We start from the raw sequence: 25,083 nt of genomic DNA on the forward strand, positions 1-25,083 counted from the left end.
ACCGCACGCGGTCATTTCTGTCATCTCGGCCGATCAGGAGCCGCTACACCATGGTGAGGACCATCGCCGGATTCCGCAGGATCGTCCCGATGTCCGCGAGGAAGCGCGAGCCCTGCTCGCCGTCGACGAGCCGGTGATCGAAGGACAGACTCAGCGTCATCACGGACCGGAGGGCGACGGCGCCCTGGTACTCCCACGGCGTGCTGCGGACCGCGCCCATCGCGAGGATGGCCGCCTCGCCGGGATTCAGGATCGGCGTGCCGGCGTCGATGCCGAAGACACCGATGTTCGTGATCGAGATGGTCCCGCCCGTCAGGTCCGCAGGAGGCGTCTTCCCGGCACGTGCCGTCTCGGTCAGTGAGGCCAGGGACCGCGCGAGGTCCACGAGGGACAGGGACTGTGCGGCCCTGATGTTCGGTACGAGCAGTCCGCGCGGCGTCGCGGCGGCGATGCCGAGATTGACGTCCGCGTACTGCACGATCTCCTGGGCCTGCTCGTCCCATGACGAGTTGACGGTGGGATTCCGCGCGACGGCGATGCACAGGGCCTTGGCGACGATTGTCAGTGGCGTGACCCTGGTGCCCTCGAACGCGCGGCTCGCCTTGAGCTCGGTGAGCAGCTCCATGGTCGGCGTGACGTCGATGGTCAGGAACTCCGTGACATGGGGCGCGGTGAAGGCACTGGCCACCATCGCCGCAGCGGTGTGCTTGCGCATCCCCCTGATCGGCGTACGGGTCTGGCGAGCGGCCGTGTCCGTGGCGGGCGGCTCCCCGGCGGGCGGCTCCCCGGCGGGCTGCTGCCCCGGCGAGAGCTCTGCCGGGCTTCCGTCGGCCGCCGCCAGGACGTCGTCGCGCACGATCAGGCCCCCGGGCCCGGATCCGGTGAGGGTCTCGAGGGCGATCCCCAGATCCCGGGCGAGTTTGCGCACGGGAGGTGTGGACCGCGGACGTTCGGCGGGAGCCTGCGCGGAAGCTGCAGCGGCAGGCTGTTCCACGGGTTTCACAACGGGTGGCGGTGTTGCCTCGGCCGTGCCCGCCTGGTGCGCCCGACTCCGACGCTGCGGCCGCCCGCTCTTCTCCAGCGCAGCACCGTAGCCCACGAGATTCGGCTCGCGCTTCGCCGGAGCGGCATCGGTGTCCCCATCGGGCGGTGCAGCCACCTCGTCGGACGCGGTCTCCGGCGCTGACGCAGGCGGAACGGAAGGGGTGGTGGTCGGGGTCTTCCCCGGTTCGCCGGCGACCTCGAAGGAGACGATCGGAGCCCCGACGTCGACGACGGTTCCCGCTGCCTCGTGCAGCCGGAGCACCGTGCCGGCGTACGGGGAGGGCAGCTCGACCACGGCCTTGGCGGTCTCGACGTCGGCGATGATCTGGTTCAGCTCGACGGTGTCGCCCTCACCGACGTGCCACTGGACGATCTCGGACTCGGTCAGCCCCTCCCCGAGATCGGGCAGGCGGAACTCCTTCACCGTCGTGCTCGTCGTCGTGGTCATCGGGCTGCTCCTTCGCCGGTCAGGGCACTGAGCGAGTTGGGCCGGCGCAGTACGCGGTCCACGCCGTCGAGGATACGGTCGAGATCCGGCAGGTGGTGGAATTCGAGCTTGGAGTAGGGGTACGGGACGTCGAAACCCGTGATCCGCACGGGCGCGTGCTCCAGGACGTCGAAGCAGCGCTCGGTGATGCTCGCGGCGATCTCCGCGCCGAGACCGCCTGACTGCGCCGCCTCGTGGGTGATGACGAGGCGGCCGGTCTTGCGGACGGAGGCCTCGATCGTGGCGAAATCGATCGGGGCCAGCGAGCGGAGATCGATCACCTCGATGGAGATGTCCTCGTCGGACGCCGCGACGGCGGCATCGCGCGCCGTGGGAACCAGTGGACCGTAGGTCACGAGCGTGACGTCCGTGCCCTCGGAGACCACCTGAGCCCTGCCCATGTCCGACGACGGACCGGTCATGCCCTCGTCGACCTCGCCCTTGACGTGGTACCGGCGCTTGGGCTCGAAGTACATCACGGGATCGTCGCTGGCGATGGCCTGCTGGATCATCGTGTAGGCGTCCTGCGGGTTGGAGACGCTGACCACCCGGAGCCCGGAGGTGTGGGTGAAGTAGGCCTCGGGCGACTCCGAATGGTGCTCGGGTGAGCCGATACCGCCGCCGAAGGGCACCCGGATGGTGAGGGGCATCCTCACGGCTCCCTGCGTGCGATAGTGCAGTTTCGCCACCTGGCTGACGATCTGGTCGAACGCCGGGTAGATGAAGCCGTCGAACTGGATCTCCACGACGGGACGGTAGCCGCGGTACGCCATCCCCACGGCCGTACCCAGGATCCCCGATTCCGCCAGGGGACTGTCGAGGACGCGGTGCGGACCGAAGTCCTTCTGCAGTCCGTCGGTGATCCGGAAGACACCGCCGAGCTTGCCGATGTCCTCCCCCATGAGGATCACCTTGGGATCATCCTCCATCGCGCGCCGCAGACCGGCGGTGATGGCACGGCCGAACGTCATGGTGGTCATCAGCGGGATCCTTCCTGGGATGCCTCGGCGAACGAGGCGAGATAACGCTCGTAGTGATCCTGCTGGCGGTCGAGCCAGGAGTTCGGAGCACTGTAGACGTGCTTGAAGACATCAAGCGGTTCCGGTTCGGGCATCGACAGGCAGCCCTGGCGCAGTTCTGCAGCGATGGCGTCCGCCGTGGCCTTGACCGAGTCCGTGTAATCGGCGTCGAGCAGCCCGAGCGAGTCCAGGAGCGTTGCCACGCGCGCCAGCGGATCACGCGCCGTCCAGTCCTCGAGCTCGTTCGCGTCACGGTAGCGCTTGGGATCATCGGCCGTCGTGTGCGGGCCCATGCGATAGGTCACCGCCTCGATGAAGGTGGGGCCCCCGCCGGACCGCGCGCGGGCCAGCGCCTCCCGGGTCACGGCGAGGCAGGCGAGGACGTCATTGCCGTCCACGCGGACGGACGGGATACCGAATCCCGGCGCCCTGCGCGCGATCGGCACGTGGGCCTGCAGACCCACCGGCTCCGAGATGGCCCACTGGTTGTTCTGGCAGAAGAAGATGACCGGCGCCTGATAGCTGGCGGCGAAGACCATGGCCTCGTTGACGTCGCCCTGGCTTGTGGCGCCGTCGCCGAAGTAGGTGACCGCCACGGAATCGGCGCCGTCCTGGAGGATGCCCATCGCGTATCCGGTGGCATGCAGGGTCTGGGCGCCGATGATCACCTGGGGCGTGGCCATGTTGATGGAGTACGGGTCCCAGCCCGAGGACGCGTTGCCCCGCCAGACCCGCAGCAGATCCGTCAGATCCACTCCGCGGCAGTAGGCCACCGCGTTCTCGCGATAGCTGGAGAACACGAAGTCGTCCTCGCGCAGCGCCCGTCCGGAACCGATCTGGGCCGCTTCCTGGCCCAACAACGGCGGCCACAGGGCCAGTTCGCCCTGCCGCTGGAGAGCCGTCGCCTCGGCGTCGATGCGGCGGACCACCACCATGTCCTCGTACAGCTTCCGCAGCGCTGCGCCGTCGACGTCGGTGATCAGTTCGTCGTAGTGCCCGTGCGGACGGCGTACACCGTGCTGATCGATGAGCTGCACCGGGTCGTCGGCGCCGTCGTGCGGGGGGCCGGGCAGTATCGCGCCGCTGCCCGTCTCCGGTCCTCGTGGTGTGTCGTCCTGGGCCATGTCAGTCAACCTTCGCGTGTCCAGCAGGTCCTCGCCCGATCGGGAGCGACGCGGGGCGGGGTCGGGCACCGTTGCCCGAAGATGCTGTGACCCTACTCACAGCGAGCAGGTAGCACAACCGGTCGTGCTCGGACTGAGCAGAATGCATCACAGCTGGTCGCGAAGCTCTGTTAGCGTTGCGCACTATGCAACCCCTCGATCGCACGGACATGCGCCTCCTGCTCGCCATGGCGAAGGACCCGCGGCGCACCGTCGTCGCCCTCGCGCAGCGACTGGGTCTGTCGCGGAACACCGTGCAGGCGAGGATGGGTCACCTCGAGAGGAAACACGTGTTCCTCTCCTTCGAGCGGCGCATCAACACCGTCTCCCTCGGGTACCCGCTCACCGCCTTCATCCACGTGCATGTCCAGCAGCAGAAACTCGCCTCCATCACCACCAGCATCGCCGCGATCCCGGAGGTCATCGAGGCCTTCGGGCTGACCGGTCAGGCGGACATCCTGGTCCGCGTCGTCGCCGTGGACGCCGAGGACCTCTTCCGTATCAACGGCAAGATCCTCGCGTGCGACGGCGTCGAGCGGTGCGACACCTCCCTGGCGATGGGCGAGCTCGTGCCGTTCCGGGTGGAGCCGCTGCTCGAACGCGGGCCGCTGCCGCCGGCGTGAATCGGGTGGCGCGCCCGACACGATGCGAGGCCGCCCCTACCGGGACGGCCTCGCGTCGTGGAACGGGTCGATGTCAGTGGTCGGTGGCCTTCTCGGCGCCGACACCCGTGAGTGAGCGGACCTCCATCTCCGCCTGCTTCATGGGGTCCTCCACGGTCCTGGACAGCACGGTGCCGAGCCAGCCGAGCAGGAACGCCAGCGGAATCGAGACGATACCGGGGTTGCTGAGCGGGAAGACCGAGAAATCGGCGCCCGGGATCATCGACTTCTCCCCACCGGAGACCACCGGCGAGAGCGCGATCAGCAGGATGGCCGAGCCGAGACCGCCGTACATGCTCCACACGGCGCCCTGGGTGTTGAACCTCTTCCAGAACAGCGAGTAGAGGATGGTCGGCAGATTGGCACTGGCGGCCACCGCGAAGGCGAGCGCCACGAGGAACGCCACGTTCTGACCCTGTGCGCCGATACCGCCCGCGATGGACAGGAGCCCGATGACGATCACGGTGCGCCGCGCCACCTTCACCTCACCGTCCGCGTCCACCCTGCCCTTGCGGATGACGCTGGCGTAGATGTCGTGGGCGAAGGACGCGGCGGCCGTGATGGTCAATCCGGCCACGACGGCCAGGATGGTCGCGAAGGCCACGGCCGAGATCAGCCCGAGCAGGATGGACCCGCCGAGCTCGTAGGCCAGCAGCGGCGCCGCCGAGTTGACGCCTCCGGGTGCGGCCTGGATGCGCTCCGCGCCGATGAGCGCGCTGGCGCCGTAGCCGAGCACGAGCGTGAAGAGGTAGAAGGCGCCGATGAGCCAGATGGCCCACACCACCGAGCGGCGGGCCTCCTTGGCGGTGGGCACGGTGTAGAAGCGCATCAGGACGTGCGGCAGGGCCGCGGTGCCCAGGACCAGTGCGAGCGCCAGGGACAGGAAGTCCAGCCGCGTGAGGGCGCTGACGCCGTACTGCAGGCCCGGTCCGGTGATGGCCGGGTTGCCGGAGGTCTCGATCGCCGCCCCCAGCAGCGTGGAGAGATTGAACCCGTGGCGGGCGAGGACCCAGATGGTCATGATGAACGCGCCGGCGATCAGCAGGCAGGCCTTGATGATCTGCACCCAGGTGGTGCCCTTCATGCCGCCGATCAGCACGTACATGATCATGAGGACACCGACCACCGTGATCACCAGCGACTGGCCGAGGCGGTCGTCGATGCCCAGCAGGAGTGAGACGAGCCCTCCGGCACCGGCCATCTGGGCGAGGAGGTAGAAGAAGCAGACCGCCAGGGTGGTGATGGCCGCGGCGATCCTCACCGGCCGCTGCCTGAGGCGGAAGGACAGCACGTCGGCCATGGTGAACTTGCCGGTGTTGCGGAGCAGCTCGGCCACCAGGAGCAGGGCCACGAGCCACGCCACGAGGAAGCCGATGGAGTACAGGAAGCCGTCGTAGCCGTTGATGGCGATGGCGCCCACGATGCCGAGGAAGGAGGCGGCCGAGAGATAGTCCCCCGCGATCGCCGTGCCGTTCTGGCCACCGGTGAACGAACGGCCCGCCGCATAGTAGTCGGCCGCCGTCTTGTTGTTGCGGCTGGCCCGCAGCACGATCACCAGGGTGATCGCGACGAACGCACCGAAGATGGAGATGTTCAGGACCGGGGAGCCGACACTCGTCGACTCGACGGTCTGGAGCGGTACGCGGAGCACCGCACTGCCGAGGGAGATCATTTGGTTCCGCCTGCCGGATCGATGAACGCTTCTGGTGCGGCTTCCTCGAGCTCGTGCCGCAGCTCGGCCGCGATCGGGTCGAGACGCCGGTTGGCGTAGCTCACGTACCACATGGTGATGACGAACGTGCTGACGAACTGCAGCAGCCCGAGGATGATGCCGATGTTGATGTTCCCGACGACCGGTGTGGCCATGAAGTCATGGGCGTAGTCGGCCAGGAGGACATAGGCGAAGTACCACAGCAGGAAGAACACCGCCATGGGGAAGACGAAACTGCGGTGGCGTTTGCGCAGCTCCCTGAACTGCTCGGTCTGCTGGACCTCGGTGAAGTCCACGGCAGCGCCGGAGCCGGCAGGCGGCTCTACTGGGTGGAAACCCATGATTGCTCCTTCGGTTCGGACGTCACCCTCGCCGCAGGGCGGCATCCCCGCCGCTCGGCAGGGCACATCGGTGTGACTGTCATCACTGTGGGGCACGACGGTGATCACCGCCACCTGCTCCCGCCACCCGCTCGGTGAGTGCGCCGCCGCGTGCGGTGAACGGTCGGCCGGTACGACGAACGGTCGACCTCCGCCGTCGACCTGGGTCCGATGCGGTCCGGATAGTCTGGGGCGATGTTCAGCGCCGCCGTCGACACCGCCCTGGTGTGCGCCGTCGCCGCCGTCACTCTCGCCGTCGTCGCCTCGCTCGGCTTCCGCCTCTCACGCTCCTCCCGCGACCTCGGATCCGACGCCGACCGCGCGACCTACGCGACCCTCCACACCGCCGCCCTGGCCTCCGAGTACCTGCGCGAGGGCCTCACGCCCGCAGGAGCACAGAAGGCGAGCCGCCATCTGCGCGGACTCCTGCGCTGCGACGTGCTCGTGATCACCGACGACGCCGGCGTCCTCGCGTGGGAGGGCGGACGTTCGGCGCAGCAGGAGGTGATGCCGCTGGTGGAGCAGGTGCTCGGCAGCGGCCGCACGCAGATCTTCCGGCGCCAGAGCGTGATCGATGCGCAGCTCGTGGAGCTCGGCGAGCTCGTGCTCTGCCCCGTGCGGGTGGAGAACCGTGTGGTGGGCACCGTCGGGGCCTTCTCGAGCGTGGTCCGTGCCGGCCTGGTCCGGGCCACCAACGAACTCGCCGGGTGGGTCTCGACCCAGGTGGAACTCGCCGAGCTGGACTCCTCCCGCCGGCTCCTCGCCGAGGCCGAGCTCCGTGCCCTCCGCGCCCAGATCAGCCCGCACTTCATCTACAACTCCCTCAATGCCATCGCCTCCTTCATCAACACGGATCCCGAGCGGGCCCGCGAGCTGGTCGTCGAGTTCGCGGACTTCACGCGCTACTCCTTCCGCCGTCACGGTGAGTTCACCACGGTCGCCGAGGAGCTGCTGAGCATCGATCGCTACCTCCTGCTCGAGCGTGCCCGGTTCGGTGACCGGCTCAGGGTCAGCCTGAACGTGGGACCGGAGGTCCTCGGTACCGTCATCCCCTTCCTGAGCCTCCAGCCGCTCGTCGAGAACGCGGTGCGCCACGGCCTGGACTCGAAGGACGGTATCGGGAACATCGCCATCACCGCGCACGACGCCGGCACGTTCGCGGAGATCACCATCGAGGACGACGGCGTCGGGATCGAACCGGAGCATCTGCGCTCCGTCCTCGCGGGCCACACCGAAGGTGTCCACGTGGGACTGCGCAACGTCGATCTGCGTCTGCGCCAGGTCTACGGGAACGATCACGGTCTCGTCATCGACACGGCGCCCGGTGCTGGGACGCTGATTACCATGCGGGTCCCCAAGTCCCAGCCCGGGCACCGCGTGTGAGACGCGTAGCCTATGAGCCATGGTCACTGTTGTCCCTGCCAATGTCGTCGTCGCCGATGACGAACTCCCCGCCGTCGAGGAACTGGCGTTCCTGCTCGGCCGCGATGCCCGGATCGGGACGATCCACCGCGCCTCCAGCGGGGCCGAGGCGCTCAGGGCGCTCGAGAAGTACCCCGTCGACGCGCTCTTCCTCGACATCCACATGCCCTCCCTGTCCGGGCTGGACATCGCCCGCGTCATCTCGCGCTTCCGCAAACCTCCTCCCGTCGTCTTCGTCACGGCGGACGAGGACCGCGCCGTGGAGGCCTTCGATCTCCGCGCGCTCGACTATCTCCTCAAGCCCGTACGCACCGAGCGCCTCGCCGAGTCGGTCCGACGGATCTGCGAGCTCATGGAGGGCTCCACGCCGGCGCCGGAGGTCATCACCGTGGACCAGGGTGGTGTGAGCCGCATGATCCGGCGTGACGACGTCCGCTACGTCCAGGCCCAGGGCGATTACGCCCGTCTGCACACCGTCGAGGCGAGCTACCTGATCCGCATTCCGCTCAACGACCTCGAGCGCCAATGGGCGCAGGCCGGGTTCCTCCGGACGCACCGCTCCTACCTCGTGGCGATGGATCAGGTGCGCAAGGTCCGCATCAATGCCGGGCGCGCCAGCCTGTTCGTGGGAGACGCGGAGCTGCCGGTCAGCCGCCGCCACCTGCCCGACGTTCGGGAGAAGCTGGAGGCCACGCGCCTCCGCCCGGGCCACTGAGCCGTGGACCAGCCGCAGCCCCCGCACCGGGTACGCGTCACGGCGCCGCGGAGTGCGGCCCGCGCCACCGGTGCGTCCTTCCCCGTGGCACGCGAGATGGCCGAGCAGTCCGAGGTGGGCGAGCTCTTCGTCGCCTCGCTGATCCGATCGCAGTTGCGCCTGGCGGTGGTGGTCGCCGGGGGGTTCCTCGTGATCCTCATCAGCATCCCGGTGCTCCTGGCGGTGTTCCCCGACATCAACGGCGTGAGGATCGCGACGGTGCCCGTCCCCTGGCTGCTCCTCGGTCTTGGCATCTACCCGCTCGTGATCGGCAGCGCCGTGCTGTACGTCCGCAGTGCCACGCGCAACGAGCGCCGCTTCCAGGATCTCGTCGACGATGACTGAGACCGGCACGGGCCTCGACGTCGATCCTGCGGTGGGCTACGCCGCGCTCGTCGTCGTCATCCTGAGCACGGTCCTGATCGGCGTCTACGGCCTGCGCGTCTCCCGCACCACGGACGACTTCTACGTGGCATCGCGGACGGTCCGGCCGTGGTGGAACGCCTCGGCCATCGGAGGCGAGTACCTCTCGGCGGCGAGCTTCCTGGGTATCGCCGGGCTGATCCTGGTCTCCGGTGTGGATGCCCTGTGGTTCCCGATCGGCTACACGGCCGGCTACCTCATGCTGCTGCTGTTCGTGGCTGCCCCGCTGCGGCGCTCGGGCGCCTACACCGTCCCGGACTTCGCGCAGTCCCGGCTCGACTCCCTGCTGGTGCGGCGCGTGACCAGCGTGCTGGTGATCGTGGTGGGCTGGCTGTACATCGTGCCGCAGCTGCACGGCGCCGCCCTGACCGTGCGCATCACCACCGGTCTGCCCTCCTGGGTCGGTCCGGTCGCCGTCGTCGTCGTGGTGTATCTCAGCGTCCTCACCGGAGGGATGCGCTCGATCACCTTCGTCCAGGCCTTCCAGTACTGGCTCAAGCTCACGGCCCTCGCCGTCCCGGTGGTGTTCATCCTCCTCCGGCTGGGCGCGGACGGCAGTCCCGTCACGGGTGGCGGCAGCGCCTTCACCACGGAGCTGGACACGTCGGCGGACGCGTCCCTCTACGGCACCATCTCCCTGGTCATCGCGCTGCTGTTCGGCACGCTCGGTCTGCCCCATGTCCTGGTGCGGTTCTACACGAATCCCGATGGCGCCTCCGCGCGCAGGACCACCCTGATAGTCCTCGGGCTCCTGTCCGTCTTCTATCTCCTTCCCACGGTGTACGGGATCCTGGGGCGCATCCACACTCCCGAACTCGCGGCCTCCGGCATGTCGGACGCCACCGTTCTCCTGCTGCCCGGACGGATCATCGACGGGACCACGGGCGATCTCCTCTCGGCGCTCGTGACCGCGGGCGCCTTCGCCGCATTCCTCTCCACCACGAGCGGTCTGGTGGTGTCCCTCGCCGGTGTCATCAGTCAGGAGTTCTTCCACGGCAGCGTCACGGGATTCCGGCGGGCTGCGCTCCTGTCAGCCCTCGTTCCCCTGGGCTTCGCGCTGCTGACGGACAGCACGGCGCTGGCGGGCAGCGTCGGCTCGGTCTTCGCGTTCACCGCCTCCACCATCTGCCCGCTGCTGCTGCTCGGGATCTGGTGGCGTGGCCTCACGGACGCCGGGGCGGTGGCCGGCATGCTCACGGGAGCGGTCCTGTGCGGAGGTGCGATCACCGCGACCGCCGTCCTGGGCCCGGGCCGGGGGAACGGCCTCGACTGGCTGGCGCAGCCGGCTCTGTGGAGCGTTCCGGCAGCATTCGCCACCATGGTGCTGGTCTCCCGCGCCACCGCCCGACGACGCCCTGCCTCGGCCTCACGCGTCCTCGCCCGGCTCCACACACCGGAGCAGCGCTAGGTGTCCCGGTGGCTCAGAGCAGACCGGGGATCAGCGTGGCGGAGAGCAGATAGGCCGTCGGGGCGGCGAAGACGATCGAGTCGAGGCGGTCCATCACGCCGCCGTGGCCCGGCAGGATGTTGCTCATGTCCTTCACGCCGAGCTCACGCTTGATCATCGATTCCGCGAGGTCACCGGCTGTTGCTGCGGCGACCACGGCGACGGCGAGCGCCAGTCCCAGCCACACGGGCTGCCCGAGCAGGAACACGGCGCCGAGACCCCCGACCACCAGCGCCCCGCCGATGGAACCGCCGAAGCCCTCCCACGACTTCTTGGGGCTGATCCTCGGCGCCATCGCGTGCTTGCCGAAGGACGCGCCGATGAGGTAGCCGAACGTGTCATTGGCGACCACCAGGAGCAGCAGCGTGATGATGACCCTGAAGCCGTCCTCCGCGCGCATCAGCACCATGGCGAAACTGAGGGTGAACGGTACCCAGAGGAGTGTGAAGGCCCCCGCCGTGAGCGCGCGGGCCGCGTCGGGTGAGGGATCGAGGGAGCGCCACACGAACAGCAGGAGCAGCGAGCCGGCGACAGCCGCACCGATCCCCTCGCCTCCGCCGAAGTAGCCGGCGAACGGCAGCACCAGCGCTCCGGCCATGGTGGGGACGAGCGGGACACGGATGTGCCGGATGGCCAGTGCCCTTCGGATCTCCCAGACACCCACGACGCCGAAGAGCGTCACCATGCCGACGAAGATGATCGGGAAGAACAGGAGTCCGACCAGGACCGGGATCAGCAGCGCCAACCCGACGCCCGTGGCGGCCGGCAGATTGCGACCTGCCCGCGATGTCCTGTTGGGGTCGGCCCCGGCCCTGCGCCGGCGCAGTATCCCGCGCCGTGCGGAGTCCTCCTGCTGCGCTTCGGGAGCAGGCGCCGCGCCTCCGGCTGCCGCCGACGGCCCGGGGCCGGGAGGATCGAGATCAGCCATCAGACCTCGAGCAGCTCGGCTTCCTTGCGCTTGAGCAGCTCGTCGATCAGATCCACCCTGGACTTGGTCAGCGCATCGAGTTCCTTCTCCGCACGCGAGCCCTCGTCCTCACCGGCGTCGCCGTCCTTGACCGCCCTGTCGATGCCGTCCTTGGCCTTGCGCCGGATGTTGCGGATGGAGATCTTCGCGTCCTCCGCTTTCGTCCTGACGAGCTTGACGTACTCCTTGCGGCGCTCCTGCGTCAGTTCGGGCAGGACCACGCGGATCACATTGCCGTCGTTGGAGGGGTTGGCGCCGAGATCGGAGTCACGCAGCGCCTTCTCGATGTCGTTCATCGCGCCGCGGTCGAAGGGAGTGATGAGCAGCGTCCGCGCCTCGGGGTTCTGGAAGGATGCCAGCTGCTGCAGCGGCGTGGGCGCCCCGTAGTACATGACCACCACCTTCGAGAACATGGCCGCGTTCGCACGTCCGGTCCGGACGGTCGCGAAGTCGTCCTTGCCGACCTCCACGGCCTTGTCCATCTTGTCGGTGGCTTCCAGCAGGGTGTCCTCGATCACAATGTCTCCTTCGTCCGCACTCGGTTGCCCGGCAACCGTTCCAGTGGTCAATCCTAGTTCACGGCTCTTCTCCGGCTGCCGTCGCCGGCGGGCGCACGATCATCACGTGATCATGCCGTGGTCACCGCGTGATGACGGTGCCGAGCTTCTCGCCCCGGATGGCGCGGGAGACATTGCCCTCGCCCTCCATCCCGAACACCACCATGGTCAGGTCGTTGTCCTTGCACATGGTCATGGCCGTCTGGTCCATCACCCTGATGTCCCGGCGCAGGGCGTCGTCGTAGGAGAGGGTGTGGAGTTTCTCTGCCGTCGGATCCTTGTGGGGGTCGGCGGTGTAGACGCCGTCCACGCCGCTCTTGGCCATCAGCACCTCGTCGGCATGCACCTCCAGCGCGCGCTGGGCCGCCACGGTGTCGGTGGAGAAGTACGGCAGACCGGCGCCGGCGCCGAAGATGACCACCCGGCCCTTCTGGAGATGCCTGATGGCCCGCCGCGGGATGTATGCCTCGGCGACCTGGCCCATGGTGATGGCACTCTGCACACGCGTCTCCACGCCGGCCTGTTCCAGGAAGTCCTGCAGGGCGAGGCAGTTCATGACGGTGCCGAGCATACCCATGTAGTCGGCCCGGGAGCGGTCCATGCCGCTCTGGGACAGCTCTGCGCCCCGGAAGAAGTTGCCTCCGCCCACGACGATCGCCACCTCGACGGTGTCCACCGTCGCGGCGATCTGTTCAGCCACGGCCCGCACCGTCTCCGGATCCACGCCCAGCTTGCCGCCCCCGAACACCTCGCCCGAGAGCTTCAGCAGAACCCGTCTCCTGCTCCCGCTACCGCCTGTGGGAGCTGTCGGGGCTGTGGAAGAAGTGGCCATGAAGTGCCTCCCGGGCATGGTGCGGTACGCCGTTCCTGGTCGGACGGCCGGTGGGGAAATGGTGAGGGACCCGTTACAGGATACGGTGCATGCTGCGGGCGCGAGGAAGGGCGGCCACCGTGCGGCAGCCGCCCTTCGACGTCGAGCTGTGGTCCGGTCTCAGGCTCCCACGCGGAAGCGTGCGAAGGCCGTGGCCTTCACCCCGGCCTCGTCGAGTACCGTGGCGACGGACTTCTTCGCGTCCTTGGCGAACGCCTGGTCCAGCAGGACACCCTCCTTGAAGAAGCCGGTCAGCCGACCTTCGACGATCTTCGTCAGGGCCTGCTCCGGCTTGCCCTCCGCACGCGCCGTCTCGTCGGCGATGCGACGCTCCGACTCCACGAGCTCAGCGGGGACGTCGTCGCGCGTCAGGTACGTCGGTGAGTAGGCGGCGATGTGCACGGCGACGTCGTGCGTGGCCTCGGCGGCAGCATCACCCGAGCCCTCGGCCGCGAACAGCACGCCGACCTGCGCCGGGAGGTCCTTGGAGGTCTTGTGCAGGTAGGCATCGACGAGCTGTCCCTCGACGCGTGCGATCCGCCGGACATCCACCTTCTCCCCGAGCAGCGCGCCGGCCTCGACGACGTGCTCGGAGACGGCCTTGCCCTCGAACTGCGACGTCAGGAGCGACTCGACGTCCGTGGCTCCCGACTCGATGGCAGCGGTGAGCACCTTGTTCGAGAAATCGATGAACGGCCCTGCCTTGGCGACGAAGTCGGTCTCGCAGTTGACCTCGACCATGACACCCACGCCGCCTTCGACCCGAGCGGCGACGAGGCCCTCGGCGGTGGAGCGGCCCTCGCGCTTGGTGGCGCCCTTCAGACCCTTGATGCGGATCAGTTCGAGTGCCTTGTCGGCATCGCCGTCGGCCTCGTCGAGGGCCTTCTTGACGTCCATCATGCCGGCGCCCGTGCGCTCGCGCAGTTCCTTGATATCAGCGGCAGTGAAGTTTGCCATATGTACTCCTGAGTTGATGTGGATCTTCGGAGGGAGACTACTCGCCGGTGGGGGCTTGCTCCGTGACGGCGGGCAGCTCCTCGGCTGCTCCGGGGACCTCCTCGGCCGGCACGTCGGTCGCTGCGGGCGTCTCGGCGGCGAGGCTCTCCGCCTCGGCGGGAGCCTGGTCGGCAGCCGGTGACTCCGATGTAGCCGGAGCACCCTCCTCCGCCGACGCGCCCTCGAGAAGCTCACGCTCCCACTCGGCCATGGGCTCCTCAGGAGCCGAGGCGTCGGAGGAGTTAGAGCGGTTGTTCCGGGCGATCAGACCGTCGGCCACCGCGTCGGCGACGACCCGCGTGAGCAGGTTCACGGCGCGGATGGCGTCGTCGTTGCCGGGAATCGGGAAGTCGACCTCGTCGGGATCGCAGTTGGTGTCCAGGATGGCGACGACCGGGATGTTCAGCTTCCGCGCCTCGTCGATGGCCAGGTGCTCCTTCTTGGTGTCGACGACCCACACGGCCGAGGGAGCCTTGGTGAGATTGCGGATACCGCCGAGGTTGCCCTGCAGCTTCGTGAGCTCGCGACGCAGCAGCAGCAGTTCCTTCTTGGTGTGGCTCGACCCGGCGACGTCGTCGAAGTCGATCTCCTCGAGTTCCTTCATCCGCTGGATGCGCTTGGACACCGTCTGGAAGTTGGTGAGCATGCCACCGAGCCAGCGCTGGTTGACATAGGGCTGGCCCACGCGGGACGCCTGGTCGGCGATGGCTTCCTGGGCCTGCTTCTTGGTGCCGACGAACAGGACGGTACCGCCGTGCGCGACCGTTGCCTTCACGAACTCGTAGGCTCGATCAATGTAGCCCAGCGATTGCTGGAGATCGATGATGTAGATGCCGTTGCGTTCGGTGAAGATGAAGCGCTTCATCTTCGGGTTCCAGCGACGGGTCTGGTGGCCGAAGTGGACGCCGCTGTCGAGCAGCTGGCGCATGGTGACTACTGGCATGACATGCCTTTCCTCAGCTTCGGCTCGAGCGCAGGGCGCTGCCGAGAGCTTGTTGACGGTTCTCGTAGTAGGACCGGGGTGGCCGCTACATCCTGGTGTCGACTCGTCCCGACGGACATCACCGCCCGCACCGGACATCGCCGGACCGTCGGGCGGGAATCGCGGCGCCCTTGCCGGGCACCGAGCAGTAGACACGCGTAGTCAGCCGACCGATTCGCCGTCGTCGCGCCCGTGGGCACAGAGATGGGTAAGCAGCAGACTGCTGGCTCCAGTGTACTACAGCGCGGAAGCCTCCCGGCCGGCACCGGATGTCCACATAGCCCACAGAACACCGGACGTGACTGCCGGCGGGGGTGCCCAATGGCCTCATGAACAGCCGATCCCTACCGGCAGGACCATCCGTCATCGCATGCTTCGTGCGCGCGCACAGGCAGACCGGCGCATCAGCCCTTCGCCGTGGCAGACCGGTTCGCAGCCTCGTCGCGATCCTGGTTCTCCTCGTGACCACCCTGGCCCCGCCCGCAGAACCGGCCCTGCCCGCGGTCCCGCCCGCAGCGCACGACGTTCCTGCCGCATCCGGCACCTTCGTCCCCGAGTGGTCATGGCCGCTGGAGCCTGTCCCGGAGGTGCTGCGCCCCTTCGACGGGCCCGCACAGCGATGGGCGCGTGGTCATCGGGGTGTTGATCTGTCCCCGGCCCCCGCCGGGTCCGCGCCGGTGCTGAGCCCAGCCGATGGGGTGGTGTCCTTCGCCGGGACAGTGGTGGACCGCGGCGTGCTGTCCATCGATCACGGCGGTGGACGGATCAGCAGCTTCGAGCCGGTGACCACGGATCTGGCCAGGGGCTCACCGGTACGCCGGGGTCAGCTGGTCGCCACCGTGGACGTCACCGTGGACGTCACCGATCGACGCGTACACTGCGGCCGATGCCTCCACTGGGGGGTGCGGGTGGACGGGGACTACGTCGATCCGCTGATGTTCGTCATGGACCGCCGCCCGTCGGTGCTGCTGCCCCTACCCGACGGCCGGACGGGGGCGGCAGCACCCTTCGCCTAGACGAACGCCGCGATGCCGGTGATCGACCGGCCGGTCACGAGGGTGTTGATCTCCTGCGTGCCCTCGTAGGAGTAGATCGCCTCCGAGTCCGAGAAGATCTTCGCCATCCCGTAGTCTGCGACGATCCCGTTGCCTCCCAGGATGTTGCGTCCGGCGGCAACGCTCTCGCGCATCCGGGCGGTGGTGAAAGCCTTGGCGAGGGCGGACTGCTCGTCCCTGGCCTTGCCTGCGTCCTCCAGCTGGGACAGGCGCACCATCATGCCCATCGAGCTCATGGCGTTGCCCAGGATCTGCACCAGCTGCTGCTGCACGAGCTGGAAGCTCGCGATCGGCCGGCCGAACTGCTCGCGCTCGACCGCGTACCGGCGTGCGACGTCGAACGCGGCCAGTTGCTGGCCCACCGCCTGCCATGCCACGGCGAGCCGCGTGACCTTGAGGACCTTGTTCGTGTCGCGGAAGCTGTTCGCACCCTTGAGGTGGAAGTCGTCCGAGATCACCACGTTCTCGAGGACGATGTCCGCGTTCTCGACGGTCCGCAACGCGATCTTGTTCTCGATCTTCGTCGACGAGAAACCGGGTGTGGTGGTGTCCACCATGAAGCCCTTGACCTGGTTGTCCTCGACGTCGCGCGCATAGATGACCACCCAGTCGGAGAACGTGGCGTTGCCGATCCAGCGCTTGGCTCCATTGAGGATCCAGGTGTCGCCGTCACGGCGCGCCGTCGTCCGGGTCCCACCGGCGACGTCGGATCCGCCGAGCGGCTCGGTGAGGCCGAAGGCCCCGATCTTCTTCAGGGCGTAGATGTCCGGCAGCCACTGCTCCTGCTGCTCCTTCGACGCGAGCGCCTCGATCGATCCCGTGAACAGACCGTCGTGAACGCCCAGGAAGGTGGCAACCGATGCGTCGGCACGCGTGAATTCCGCGTGGCAGATTCCCGCGAACAGATTCGAGTAGCCCTGGCGGTGGACGGGGCTCATCGGATCCAGCTCCGCGATCTTCGGGATGAGCTCCTGCGGGAACACTCCCTGGTTCCACCAGTCGATGGCGTTCGGGCGGATCTCCCGCGCCAGCCAGGAGCGGATCTCCTCCAGTCGCGACCGTTCCTTGTCCGTCAGGAGATCCTCGAAGGAATAGAAATCTCCATCCGCGTACGGCAGGTTGTCTGGATCGATCGATGTCTTGCTCATGGAATTGCCTCACTCCGGTCGGCGGCCTCCAGCGCTCCTCGATCACGCCGGTCGCGTGAGAGGCGCACTGCACTCGTACCCTTATGTTACCCGCGGGTAACTTAGGGCGCCACTACCGTTCCCTCCTCGGGTGTGTGGCGCCCGAAGCGAGACAGGCGCCGTCCTGCCGTACAGGACGGCGCCTGTCCCCGGCGGTTCACGACTGCCGGATCGTAGGGCTGCTGGGGCTTGAACCCAGGACAAACGGATTATGAGTCCGCTGCTCTAACCAGCTGAGCTACAGCCCCCGGCCGTGCAGCTCTCATTCTATGCGCAGCGCCGGCCCCGAGGAGATGTGCGCCCAACCATCAGCGGGCACCACCCCGTAGTAGAGTCCCTCGAACGTCTCGAGGGTGGCCTTGATGTCGTGCCTGTTCACCAGTTCCCGGCTCGCCGCGCCCATCCTCCGCCGATCCTCGTCGGGCAGCTCGAAGATCTCGGTGATGCGGCGTGCCAGCTCACCGGAGTCACCCGGGGTGAAGAGATAGCCGTTCTCACCCTCGAGGACCAGGTGCGGGAGCGCCATCGCATCGGCGAGAAGCACCGGGGTGGAGGCGGACATGGCCTCGAGGGTCACCAGCGACTGCAGTTCGGCCGTGCCGGGCTGGCAGAAGAGATCCGCGCAGAGATACCGTCTGCGCAGCTCGGCGTCGTCGACCAGTCCGAGGAAGCTCACCCTGTCCCCGATGCCGAGCCGCGCGACCTGCGCCTGCAGCGCCGGCTTGACCTCACCGCCGCCGACGATCTCGAGGCGCACACGCAGCCGCTCGGGCACCCTGGCTACCGCATCGATGAGCACGTCGACGTGCTTCTCCTCGGCGAGTCGACCCACGAACAGGACCGTGGGATCCGGACTCCGCTCGAGCGTCTCACCGGCGCCGGGCTCGTAGTTCGCCGAGTCGATGCCGTTGGAGACCGGGAGCACGCCCGGCAGGAGAGCCTTCTCGAGCATCGCCTGCGCAGCGAGCGGAGTCGGTGTGGTGACGGCGGCGGCCTTGCCCATCACCTTCCCCATGTCCTTCCATGAGTTCCGCGCGATGACGTTCTTGAGCCACTGCGGGAAGGGAAGGAAGGGGTTGAGATTCTCGGGCATGAAGTGGTTCGTCGCGACCACACGGATACCACGTCGGACCGCGGCCTCCAGGGTCTGCTTCCCCACCATGTAGTGGCACTGGATGTGCACGACATCGGGCGCCACCTCGTCGAGGAGGAGATCGATGTCACGCTTGATCTCCCACGGGTAGCACAGCCGCCAGTAGTCATGGGTGGGAACACCGTGCGAGCGGAGGCGGTGCACCGTCCAGTCGCCACCTTCCTCGGTGAAGCTGCCGCCGTCGGAGGCACCCGGAGCCAGGACATGCACCCTGTGCCCTCGCGACGTCATCCCCTTCGCGAGCCGGTACCCGAACTGGGCCGCTCCGTTCAGATTCGGCGGGTACGTCTCGGCGGCGATCAGAATGGTCAGAGGCCTGAAATCAGCCGGGTCACTCACGAGTGGGTCCCCTACGTCGATGGGTCGGTCTGGATGGTGGTGATGGCGTCAGCGCTTTCGCTGCGCGACATCGGGATGATGGCGGGACAGCGCGACCACCCCCACAATAGCAATGAGGGCTGATACACCCATCCAGAACGCGGTGAGCATGCGTACCTGCGGCTGCAGCTCGTCGAGAATCGAGATGCCGATGGCAATACCGATGATCGGGTCGATCACGGTGAGCCCGGCGATGACGAGGTCGGGCGGTCCGGTGGCGTAGGCATTCTGCACGAACCAGGACCCCAGAGCAGCCGCCGCCACGAGGGACACCAGCGTGAGCCCGGGCACATTCAGCAGCAGACGTCCGTTGGGCTCGAGCAGGTGACTCGCGGCGATCTTCGTCAGGACAGCGACGAGACCGAAGAGGACACCGGCGCCGAGGATGTAGACCGACGCGCCGAGCCGTCCACGGCCGATGGCCACGACGGAGCCGAAGAGGACCACGGCCAGACCGAGCAGCAGGACCACGGAGGACTCCTGATCCGCGTCTATGGCTCGATTGTCGCGCGTCACCGTCACGGCGAGCATCACGAACAGGGCGCTACCGCTGACGCATGCGGCGATGGCCGCCACGGTGGGGCGATTGATACGGATTCCCTGATCGTGCGAATTGACGATGGTGGTGACCACCAGTGCGATCGCACCGATGGGCTGCACCACGGTCAGACTCGCAAGGGTCAGCGCGGCCACATTGAGTACCGTACCGATACCGAGCAGTGCGAGCCCGAGCAACCAGCGCGCATTCGACAGGAGCCGGATGAATCCTGCCGGCGCGAGGGGTGATCCACCGGTGCTCGTCCGCACCGCGGTACCCTGCCGTTGCGCCCCGAACGCGAGGAAGAACGCACTGAGCAGAGCGAGCAGGATCGCCAGGAGAGGCACGCGTTCTGCCGGCTGGACCCTACTTCGTCAGGAGGCGACGCAGCATGACGATCATGGCTGCAACCGATGCTGTCAGGACGCTCAACGGCTTCCACCGGTCTGCGATGCTCGTGTTGTGCGAGACGACGCGACGCACCGATACCGCCGCGACCTCGTCGCTCCGCGACGCCCTCGTAGCACCCCGTGCCGGTCGGGGCTGCGATGAGCGGTGCCGGGCCTTCTCGAGACGCGTCTTGACGTCCGCCTTCGCCCCGAGTGAGTCGCGCGCCTCCGCCATGTGCTCGCGGCGCTCCCCCGTGCGTCCGCGGAGCTCCTCGTACGAGGGCCTCGGCTCCTTGGGTGTGGAGTCCCTGTCGTCCGAGTCCTTGCCGTCCTTGTCCTTGTCGTCCTTGGACTTCTTCACGTCGAGGGTCGCAGGATCGAAGCTCCTGCCCTCCCTGAGGACACCGAGGTCGTAGCGCACACCGTAGATGGCCTTCTCGGGCAGCAGCGGCAGTTGCTTCCTGAAGCGGGAGACCCCGATCAGTGCGAGCACGCCGGCGATCACGAGGAAGAGCAGCGCCACCAGCAGGGCGGCGAGCCAGGCCGACATCAGCTCTGCAAGACCCATGATGGCCGCGACGACGAGCGCAACGGCGAAGAACAGGGCGAACACCAGAGCCACGACGAGGAATGCAGCCGCAACACCCGCTTTGATGCCCTTCTGCTTCAGCTCCGTGACGGCGATGGAGAATTCGTCGCTGATCTGCCGGGGCGTGAGACGCCCGAGCACCTTGATGAGTCCGAAGAGTGAGAGCGAGCCCATGGGGCGCCTGACACGCGTACTGGCCGAGCTGGTCATAGGCCCTGCCTCCATTCCTGAGTTTCCTGCCGAATAATCGCTTGAACAAAATTACCACCGGGACCTCAGCCGGATGTGCCGGGCGAACCTGGAGGAGCGCCCGGCACCCGATCGGGGCCCGACCGTGCCGGCCGCGCCTGCTCAGACCGGTCTGAGTTCCGTGTTGTCCTCGAGGTCCTTGTTCATGAACTCCGGCAGTCGGGTGCGCACGAAGATGAAGGAGAGCACGGCGAACACGGTGAACGCCGCGTACATCACCCACAGTCCGAGATTCTCGCTCACCCACGGGAACGTGAGGGTGACGATGAAGTTGAAGATCCAGTTGACCATGGTGGCGACTCCCAGCGCGATCGAACGGATGCGGTTGGGGAACATCTCCCCGAGGGTCACCCACATGACAGGACCCCAGGTGGCAGCGAAGAAGATGACGAACAGATTCGCACCGACCAGGGCCACGGGACCCCATGCGCCGGGCAGTGTGATGTCGTCACCGGTGCCCTCCGCCTGGAAGAAGGAGAGCGTCGCCGCCAGCAGCCCGACGGTCATGCCGACCGAACCGATGAGGAGCAGGCGACGCCGGCCGATCCGGTCGACGAAGAAGATCGCGACGAAGGTCATGGAGACGTTGATGACGGACGTGATCACCGACGTCGTGAAGGAGTCCGACTCGCTGAAGCCGACCGACTTCCACAGCGTTGTGGAGTAGTAGAAGATCGCGTTGATCCCGACGAGCTGCTGCAGGGCCGCGATGGCCATGCCGATCCACAGGATCGGCTGCAGTCCGAGGGCGTTACCGCGCAGGTCCCGGTAGGACGCACGATCCTCACGCTGGAAGCTCTGGCGGATCTGCGTGATCCTGGTATCGGTGTCACGCACCCCCGACACGCGCGACAGGACCCCTGCAGCTTCCGCGTCTCGTCCGGCACGGATGAGGAACTGGGGTGATTCCGGAATCACCAGGGCCAGGATGCCGTAGATGACCGCGGGAGCGACGCCGACGAGGAGCATCCAGCGCCAGGCGGCAAGTCCCCACCAGAGCTCGGCCCCCGCGCTACCGGCAGCGTTGGCGAGGGAAGCGTCGGAGAGCAGGGCGGCGAAGATCCCGACCGTGATGGCGAGCTGCTGGATCGAGGCCAGACCACCGCGCCACTTCGTCGGTGCGATCTCCGCGATGTAGCCGGGGACGATCACGGAGGCGGTACCGATGGCGAGACCGCCGACGAGTCGCCAGGCCATCAGGTCCCACTCCGAGAAGGCGTAGCCCGATCCCGCGGAGTTGACCGCGAAGAGGATCGCTGCGGCGACCATGACCTTCTTGCGACCCCAGCGATCGGCGAGACCACCGGCGAACCAGGCACCGATCGCACAGCCCAGGAGCGTGATGGCGACGGTGAAACCCAGCACGCTGGGGCTCAGATCGAAGTCCGCCTGGATGGAGTCGACGGCTCCGTTGATGACGGCCGTGTCGAAGCCGAACAGCAGGCCGCCGACCGCTGCCGCCACACTGATGCCGATCACCCGGGCGAGGTGCTTCGGCGACTCCGTCTGGGCCGCACCCGCGTCGTTCTTGTCCATGTTCGATCTCCCTGCTCGTTCCGTGCTCATCACCCTACGTCAGAGCGAAGCGCTCCCACAGCAATCCGGCACGGTCCATCGAGCACGGTCCATCGAGCACGGTGCCTCGAGCACGGCTCGTCGCCCCGGTGCGCGGACGACCGGGGACACCGGGGACATCGGTGGAGCAGCTATGATCGGTCAGGCCGTCGTCGCGCTCCTCTCCCGGCACCGACCGGCCACCTCCTGCACTCAGGCCGTCCCGTTAGGCAGCAACGTGAGCACCCCCCAACCCGGCGACCTCCTCTCGCGGCGCGAGAAGATCGTCTACGTCGTCATCCTGGGCACGCTGACGGCGCTCGGACCGTTCACGATCGACCTCTACCTGCCCGCGTTCCCGGCATTGCGCGCGGATCTCGATGTCACGGAGGCCGCGATCCAGCTGACGCTCACCGGAACGGTCCTCGGCTTCGCCGCAGGCCAGTTGCTCGTGGGTCCGCTCAGCGACGCCGTGGGACGTCGCCTCCCGGTCGTCATGGCGACGAGTCTGCATGTGGGAGCGTCCATCGGCGCGGCGACCTCCGAGGACATCTCCGCACTGATGCTCTTCCGGGTGCTCCAGGGTGTGGGGGCAGCCGGCGGCGGCGTCGTCGCGATGGCGATGGTCAGGGACCTCTTCGGCGGGTACACGCTGGTGCGCATGCTCTCCTACATGGCGCTCGTGAACGGTATGGCACCCATCTTCGCTCCCGTGATCGGCTCCCAGCTGCTGTTGCTCTTCCCCTGGCCGGGCGTCTTCTGGTTCCTCGCAGGCTACGGAGCACTGGTGATCGCCGCCGTGTCGATCTTCATCGTCGAGACCCTGCCCAGGGAGCGTCGTCGTCAGTCCGGGCTGAGCGTGGGGCAGCGGTACCGCCTCGTGCTCGGCGACCGGATCTTCATCGGGATCCTGCTGGTGGGAGGCATGAACTTCTCCGGGCTCTTCTCCTACCTGTCCGCCTCGCCCTTCCTCTTCCAGGGCCCGTACGGGCTCGACGAGCAGCAGTACGGCCTGCTCTTCGCGGTCAACTCGCTCGGCATCGTCGCCGGCGTCCAGATCAGCGCCCGCGTGCTGCGTCGGGTCGGTCCGCAATGGGTCATCGCCGCAGCGACGATCGTCCAACTCGTGATGGCTCTGCTGATCGTGGCCTCCGACCAGCTCGGCTTCGGCTTCTGGGGGACGGCCCTGCCGCTGTGGTGCTACATCATGGCAACCGGCTTCGTCTTCCCCTGCGTGCAGGTGCTGGCCCTGATCAACAACGGTGCGCAGGCCGGAACGGCTGCTTCCCTGCTCGGCGCGGTCACGTTCGGCACGGCCGGGCTCGTCTCGCCCCTGGTGGGGCTGCTCGGCGAGGGCATCGAATCGGCGACGCCGATGGCCCTCGTCATGGCCGCGTGTGTCGCCCTGGGGACCACCTTCCTCTGGACGGTGGTACGACCCCGGTCCGTTCCCGCGCTGCAGTAGTTCTGCGTCAGGGCTGCACCGGAACGGACCGGCTCAGACGCGGGACGACTCGGGCTGTGACTTCTCCGGTCGTGGCTTCCTCGGCAGTTTCTCAGCAGCCCTTGCGATGTTGCGGGCCATCGCCTTGAAGATGAAGCCGTGGAAAGGAAGCACCGCGAGCCAGTACAGGCGTCCCGAGAGCCCGTAGGGGAAGAAGACCGCGCGCTGGTAGTAGTCGCTGCCCGAGCCGTCCGGTGCCACCATGAACTCGAGCCAGGCCCTGCCCGGGACCTTCATCTCAGCGCGGAGCCGCAGTCGCTCTCCGCGGACGAGCTCCTCCACCCGCCAGAAGTCGAGTGCCTCCCCGGTGTGGAGTTCGCTGGCATCCCGGCGTCCGCGGCGAAGACCGACGCCGCCGACGATCTTGTCCATCCAGCCGCGAGCAGCCCAGCCGACGGTCCAGGAGTACCAGCCGTTGTCCCCGCCGATCCCCTCGACCACGCTCCACAGCCGCTCCGGCGACGCCGTCGAGCTGTAGGTCTGCACATCCGTGTACACGGTATGCCCGGCCCACTGTGGATCGGAGGGCAGCGGATCTGCTTCTGCGCCGACCTGCGAGGCACCGGCCCAGCTCGTCTCCACCTCTCCCCCGCGCATCTTGCCCAGCGCGAGGTCCACGGCTCGCCGGTAACCCGTCAGTCCGCCCTCGGGGAGGCCGATGTACTCGTCGATATCGTGTTCGGCGGTGACGGCGTCGTGCTGCAGGGACTCCACGAGCGGCATGGCCATGGCCCTCGGGATCGGTGTCACGAGATTGACCCAGTGGCCCGCCAGGCGGGGGGTGAGCACGGGCAGTGCCAGGATGGTGCGTCTCGGCAGTCCCGCTGCGAGCGCGTACTGGTTCATCATCTCCGCGTAGGTCAGCACTTCCCGCGACCCGAGATCGAAGGTCCGGTTCAGGCCCTCCGGGAGATCGAGCGCACCCTGCAGATAGTGGATGACGTCGCGCACGGCGATCGGCTCGATGCGGTTCAGGACCCACTTGGGCGCGGGCATGACCGGCAGCACGTCGGAGAGGTGCCTGATCATCTCGAAGGACGCGGACCCCGACCCGATGACGACCCCGGCCTGGAAGGCGATGGTCGGTGTGCCCGATGCCAGCAGGATCTCGCCGACCTGCGTCCGCGAGCGCATGTGGGTCGACAGTTCGACGCCGTCGGGGTGGAGACCGCCCAGGTACACGATGCGACGCACCCCTGCCTCGGTGGCGGCCTCCGAGACGACGCGCGCGATCTCGGACTCACGCTCGTCGAAGTTCTTCCCGGAACCCATGGAGTGGACGAGGTAGTAGAGCGTGTCCACGCCCTTGCTGACCTCGCGCATGGTTCCGGCATCCTGGAGATCACCCTGCACGATATCGACGGAGCCCGCCCAGGGAACGTCCTTGAGCTTCTGCGGCGAGCGCACGATCACGCGGACCCTGTGACCGTCCGCGACCAGTTTCGTGACGAGCCGCCCGCCGATGTACCCCGTGGAACCGGTGACGAGGATGAGCCTGCCTTCGTTGTCCATGCGCTCACACTACGCCCGCCCACCGACAGTGCTACCGGGGAGCCACCTGGAAGGACGACGAAGCCCCTGACCGGTGTTTCCACTGGTCAG

23 protein-coding genes and 1 tRNA gene are annotated in these 25,083 nt (G+C 67.7%); 7 read left to right on the top strand and 17 right to left on the bottom strand.

What is annotated here, in order from left to right; translation table 11 throughout:
• Positions 1 to 43 precede the first annotated feature (43 nt).
• From E8P82_RS02660 to pdhA, 3 genes are read right to left on the bottom strand one after another with little or no spacing between them, the layout of a single operon-like run.
• A complete protein-coding gene (locus E8P82_RS02660) occupies positions 44 to 1,492 on the bottom strand; it encodes a dihydrolipoamide acetyltransferase family protein (protein ID WP_136452955.1) in 1,449 nt (482 codons plus the stop codon).
• The gene (locus E8P82_RS02665; RefSeq protein WP_136452956.1) at positions 1,489 to 2,511 is read right to left on the bottom strand and encodes an alpha-ketoacid dehydrogenase subunit beta; all 1,023 of its coding nucleotides are present in this window, start codon (positions 2,509 to 2,511) and stop codon (positions 1,489 to 1,491) included. Before E8P82_RS02665 ends, E8P82_RS02660 begins: the two co-directional genes overlap by 4 nt.
• On the bottom strand, positions 2,511 to 3,674 hold the full coding sequence (gene pdhA, locus E8P82_RS02670) for a pyruvate dehydrogenase (acetyl-transferring) E1 component subunit alpha (protein WP_136452957.1): 1,164 nt from the start codon (positions 3,672 to 3,674) through the stop codon (positions 2,511 to 2,513). Before pdhA ends, E8P82_RS02665 begins: the two co-directional genes overlap by 1 nt.
• Before the next feature lie 185 nt (positions 3,675 to 3,859).
• On the opposite strand from pdhA, the gene E8P82_RS02675 reads away from it, so the two are divergent.
• Positions 3,860 to 4,336, top strand: a complete 477-nt coding sequence (locus tag E8P82_RS02675) for an Lrp/AsnC family transcriptional regulator (protein WP_136452958.1) — start codon at positions 3,860 to 3,862, stop codon at positions 4,334 to 4,336.
• Positions 4,337 to 4,409: 73 nt separating this feature from the next.
• Here the strand turns inward: E8P82_RS02675 and E8P82_RS02680 are convergent, their stop codons facing one another.
• Both E8P82_RS02680 and E8P82_RS02685 read right to left on the bottom strand, forming a co-directional pair.
• The gene (locus tag E8P82_RS02680) at positions 4,410 to 6,047 is read right to left on the bottom strand and encodes a solute symporter family protein (RefSeq protein ID WP_136452959.1); all 1,638 of its coding nucleotides are present in this window, start codon (positions 6,045 to 6,047) and stop codon (positions 4,410 to 4,412) included.
• Positions 6,044 to 6,427, bottom strand: coding sequence for a DUF485 domain-containing protein (locus E8P82_RS02685; protein ID WP_136452960.1), 384 nt, complete (start codon positions 6,425 to 6,427; stop codon positions 6,044 to 6,046). The genes E8P82_RS02680 and E8P82_RS02685 overlap by 4 nt, the downstream gene beginning before the upstream one ends.
• 234 nt (positions 6,428 to 6,661) lie before the next feature.
• On the opposite strand from E8P82_RS02685, the gene E8P82_RS02690 reads away from it, so the two are divergent.
• From E8P82_RS02690 to E8P82_RS02705, 4 genes are read left to right on the top strand one after another with little or no spacing between them, the layout of a single operon-like run.
• On the top strand, positions 6,662 to 7,849 hold the full coding sequence (locus E8P82_RS02690; RefSeq protein ID WP_136452961.1) for a sensor histidine kinase: 1,188 nt from the start codon (positions 6,662 to 6,664) through the stop codon (positions 7,847 to 7,849).
• A 19-nt stretch (positions 7,850 to 7,868) separates the two neighbouring features.
• Positions 7,869 to 8,603, top strand: coding sequence for a LytR/AlgR family response regulator transcription factor (locus E8P82_RS02695; RefSeq protein WP_136452962.1), 735 nt, complete (start codon positions 7,869 to 7,871; stop codon positions 8,601 to 8,603).
• A gap of 3 nt (positions 8,604 to 8,606) precedes the next feature.
• A complete protein-coding gene (locus E8P82_RS02700; protein ID WP_136452963.1) occupies positions 8,607 to 8,987 on the top strand; it encodes a DUF485 domain-containing protein in 381 nt (126 codons plus the stop codon).
• Positions 8,980 to 10,473, top strand: coding sequence for a sodium/solute symporter (locus E8P82_RS02705; protein WP_136452964.1), 1,494 nt, complete (start codon positions 8,980 to 8,982; stop codon positions 10,471 to 10,473). Before E8P82_RS02700 ends, E8P82_RS02705 begins: the two co-directional genes overlap by 8 nt.
• Positions 10,474 to 10,486: 13 nt before the next feature.
• Here the strand turns inward: E8P82_RS02705 and E8P82_RS02710 are convergent, their stop codons facing one another.
• The 5 genes from E8P82_RS02710 to rpsB all read right to left on the bottom strand — a co-directional run bounded on the left by E8P82_RS02710 (position 10,487) and on the right by rpsB (position 14,846).
• Positions 10,487 to 11,440, bottom strand: a complete 954-nt coding sequence (locus E8P82_RS02710; RefSeq protein ID WP_136452965.1) for a phosphatidate cytidylyltransferase — start codon at positions 11,438 to 11,440, stop codon at positions 10,487 to 10,489.
• Positions 11,440 to 11,997: a ribosome recycling factor gene (gene frr / locus E8P82_RS02715; RefSeq protein WP_136452966.1), complete on the bottom strand. Its 558-nt coding sequence runs from the start codon at positions 11,995 to 11,997 to the stop codon at positions 11,440 to 11,442. The genes E8P82_RS02710 and frr overlap by 1 nt, the downstream gene beginning before the upstream one ends.
• Before the next feature lie 121 nt (positions 11,998 to 12,118).
• Positions 12,119 to 12,868, bottom strand: a complete 750-nt coding sequence (gene pyrH, locus E8P82_RS02720; protein WP_136452967.1) for a UMP kinase — start codon at positions 12,866 to 12,868, stop codon at positions 12,119 to 12,121.
• 159 nt (positions 12,869 to 13,027) lie between these two features.
• Complete coding sequence (tsf, locus tag E8P82_RS02725) at positions 13,028 to 13,864, bottom strand: translation elongation factor Ts (protein ID WP_136452968.1); 837 nt, start codon at positions 13,862 to 13,864, stop codon at positions 13,028 to 13,030.
• A gap of 37 nt (positions 13,865 to 13,901) precedes the next feature.
• Positions 13,902 to 14,846, bottom strand: a complete 945-nt coding sequence (gene rpsB, locus E8P82_RS02730) for a 30S ribosomal protein S2 (protein ID WP_136452969.1) — start codon at positions 14,844 to 14,846, stop codon at positions 13,902 to 13,904.
• Positions 14,847 to 15,214: 368 nt separating this feature from the next.
• Between rpsB and E8P82_RS02735 the strand changes: the two genes are divergently transcribed.
• On the top strand, positions 15,215 to 15,901 hold the full coding sequence (locus E8P82_RS02735; RefSeq protein ID WP_136452970.1) for a M23 family metallopeptidase: 687 nt from the start codon (positions 15,215 to 15,217) through the stop codon (positions 15,899 to 15,901).
• On the opposite strand, the gene E8P82_RS02740 is transcribed toward E8P82_RS02735, so the two are convergent.
• The 6 genes from E8P82_RS02740 to E8P82_RS02765 form a co-directional block, all read right to left on the bottom strand.
• On the bottom strand, positions 15,898 to 17,088 hold the full coding sequence (locus tag E8P82_RS02740) for an acyl-CoA dehydrogenase family protein (protein WP_136452971.1): 1,191 nt from the start codon (positions 17,086 to 17,088) through the stop codon (positions 15,898 to 15,900). The two genes, E8P82_RS02735 and E8P82_RS02740, sit on opposite strands and share 4 nt — an antisense overlap.
• A 213-nt stretch (positions 17,089 to 17,301) precedes the next feature.
• Positions 17,302 to 17,375 (bottom strand) — tRNA-Ile (locus E8P82_RS02745).
• Between the two features lie 14 nt (positions 17,376 to 17,389).
• A complete protein-coding gene (locus E8P82_RS02750) occupies positions 17,390 to 18,619 on the bottom strand; it encodes a glycosyltransferase (protein WP_136452972.1) in 1,230 nt (409 codons plus the stop codon).
• Positions 18,620 to 18,667: 48 nt separating this feature from the next.
• Positions 18,668 to 19,543 carry a DMT family transporter gene (locus tag E8P82_RS02755; RefSeq protein WP_136452973.1) on the bottom strand — a complete coding sequence of 292 codons (876 nt, stop codon included), beginning with the start codon at positions 19,541 to 19,543 and terminating at the stop codon, positions 18,668 to 18,670.
• Positions 19,544 to 19,562: 19 nt separating this feature from the next.
• Complete coding sequence (locus E8P82_RS02760; RefSeq protein WP_168796469.1) at positions 19,563 to 20,384, bottom strand: phage holin family protein; 822 nt, start codon at positions 20,382 to 20,384, stop codon at positions 19,563 to 19,565.
• 141 nt (positions 20,385 to 20,525) lie between these two features.
• Positions 20,526 to 21,959, bottom strand: coding sequence for a sugar porter family MFS transporter (locus E8P82_RS02765; protein ID WP_246020908.1), 1,434 nt, complete (start codon positions 21,957 to 21,959; stop codon positions 20,526 to 20,528).
• Positions 21,960 to 22,215: 256 nt separating this feature from the next.
• On the opposite strand from E8P82_RS02765, the gene E8P82_RS02770 reads away from it, so the two are divergent.
• Entirely contained in the window at positions 22,216 to 23,442 is a 1,227-nt protein-coding gene (locus tag E8P82_RS02770; protein ID WP_246020909.1) for a multidrug effflux MFS transporter, read from the top strand.
• A 33-nt stretch (positions 23,443 to 23,475) separates the two neighbouring features.
• Here E8P82_RS02770 and E8P82_RS02775 read toward each other — a convergent pair whose 3' ends face one another.
• Positions 23,476 to 24,993, bottom strand: coding sequence for an SDR family oxidoreductase (locus E8P82_RS02775; RefSeq protein WP_136452977.1), 1,518 nt, complete (start codon positions 24,991 to 24,993; stop codon positions 23,476 to 23,478).
• Positions 24,994 to 25,083 lie beyond the last annotated feature (90 nt).

This window comes from Arthrobacter echini, from assembly GCF_004803505.1.
Taxonomy (GTDB): Bacteria; Actinomycetota; Actinomycetes; order Actinomycetales; family Micrococcaceae; genus Arthrobacter_D; species Arthrobacter_D echini.

Coding starts and splice junctions, on each gene's coding strand:
- E8P82_RS02660 (WP_136452955.1), bottom strand. CDS start 1,492: ATGACCACGACGACGAGCACGACGGTGAAGGAGTTCCGCCTGCCCGAT.
- E8P82_RS02665 (WP_136452956.1), bottom strand. CDS start 2,511: ATGACCACCATGACGTTCGGCCGTGCCATCACCGCCGGTCTGCGGCGC.
- pdhA (WP_136452957.1), bottom strand. CDS start 3,674: ATGGCCCAGGACGACACACCACGAGGACCGGAGACGGGCAGCGGCGCG.
- E8P82_RS02675 (WP_136452958.1), top strand. CDS start 3,860: ATGCAACCCCTCGATCGCACGGACATGCGCCTCCTGCTCGCCATGGCG.
- E8P82_RS02680 (WP_136452959.1), bottom strand. CDS start 6,047: ATGATCTCCCTCGGCAGTGCGGTGCTCCGCGTACCGCTCCAGACCGTC.
- E8P82_RS02685 (WP_136452960.1), bottom strand. CDS start 6,427: ATGGGTTTCCACCCAGTAGAGCCGCCTGCCGGCTCCGGCGCTGCCGTG.
- E8P82_RS02690 (WP_136452961.1), top strand. CDS start 6,662: ATGTTCAGCGCCGCCGTCGACACCGCCCTGGTGTGCGCCGTCGCCGCC.
- E8P82_RS02695 (WP_136452962.1), top strand. CDS start 7,869: ATGGTCACTGTTGTCCCTGCCAATGTCGTCGTCGCCGATGACGAACTC.
- E8P82_RS02705 (WP_136452964.1), top strand. CDS start 8,980: ATGACTGAGACCGGCACGGGCCTCGACGTCGATCCTGCGGTGGGCTAC.
- E8P82_RS02710 (WP_136452965.1), bottom strand. CDS start 11,440: ATGGCTGATCTCGATCCTCCCGGCCCCGGGCCGTCGGCGGCAGCCGGA.
- pyrH (WP_136452967.1), bottom strand. CDS start 12,868: ATGGCCACTTCTTCCACAGCCCCGACAGCTCCCACAGGCGGTAGCGGG.
- tsf (WP_136452968.1), bottom strand. CDS start 13,864: ATGGCAAACTTCACTGCCGCTGATATCAAGGAACTGCGCGAGCGCACG.
- rpsB (WP_136452969.1), bottom strand. CDS start 14,846: ATGCCAGTAGTCACCATGCGCCAGCTGCTCGACAGCGGCGTCCACTTC.
- E8P82_RS02735 (WP_136452970.1), top strand. CDS start 15,215: ATGAACAGCCGATCCCTACCGGCAGGACCATCCGTCATCGCATGCTTC.
- E8P82_RS02740 (WP_136452971.1), bottom strand. CDS start 17,088: ATGAGCAAGACATCGATCGATCCAGACAACCTGCCGTACGCGGATGGA.
- E8P82_RS02760 (WP_168796469.1), bottom strand. CDS start 20,384: ATGACCAGCTCGGCCAGTACGCGTGTCAGGCGCCCCATGGGCTCGCTC.
- E8P82_RS02765 (WP_246020908.1), bottom strand. CDS start 21,959: ATGGACAAGAACGACGCGGGTGCGGCCCAGACGGAGTCGCCGAAGCAC.
- E8P82_RS02775 (WP_136452977.1), bottom strand. CDS start 24,993: ATGGACAACGAAGGCAGGCTCATCCTCGTCACCGGTTCCACGGGGTAC.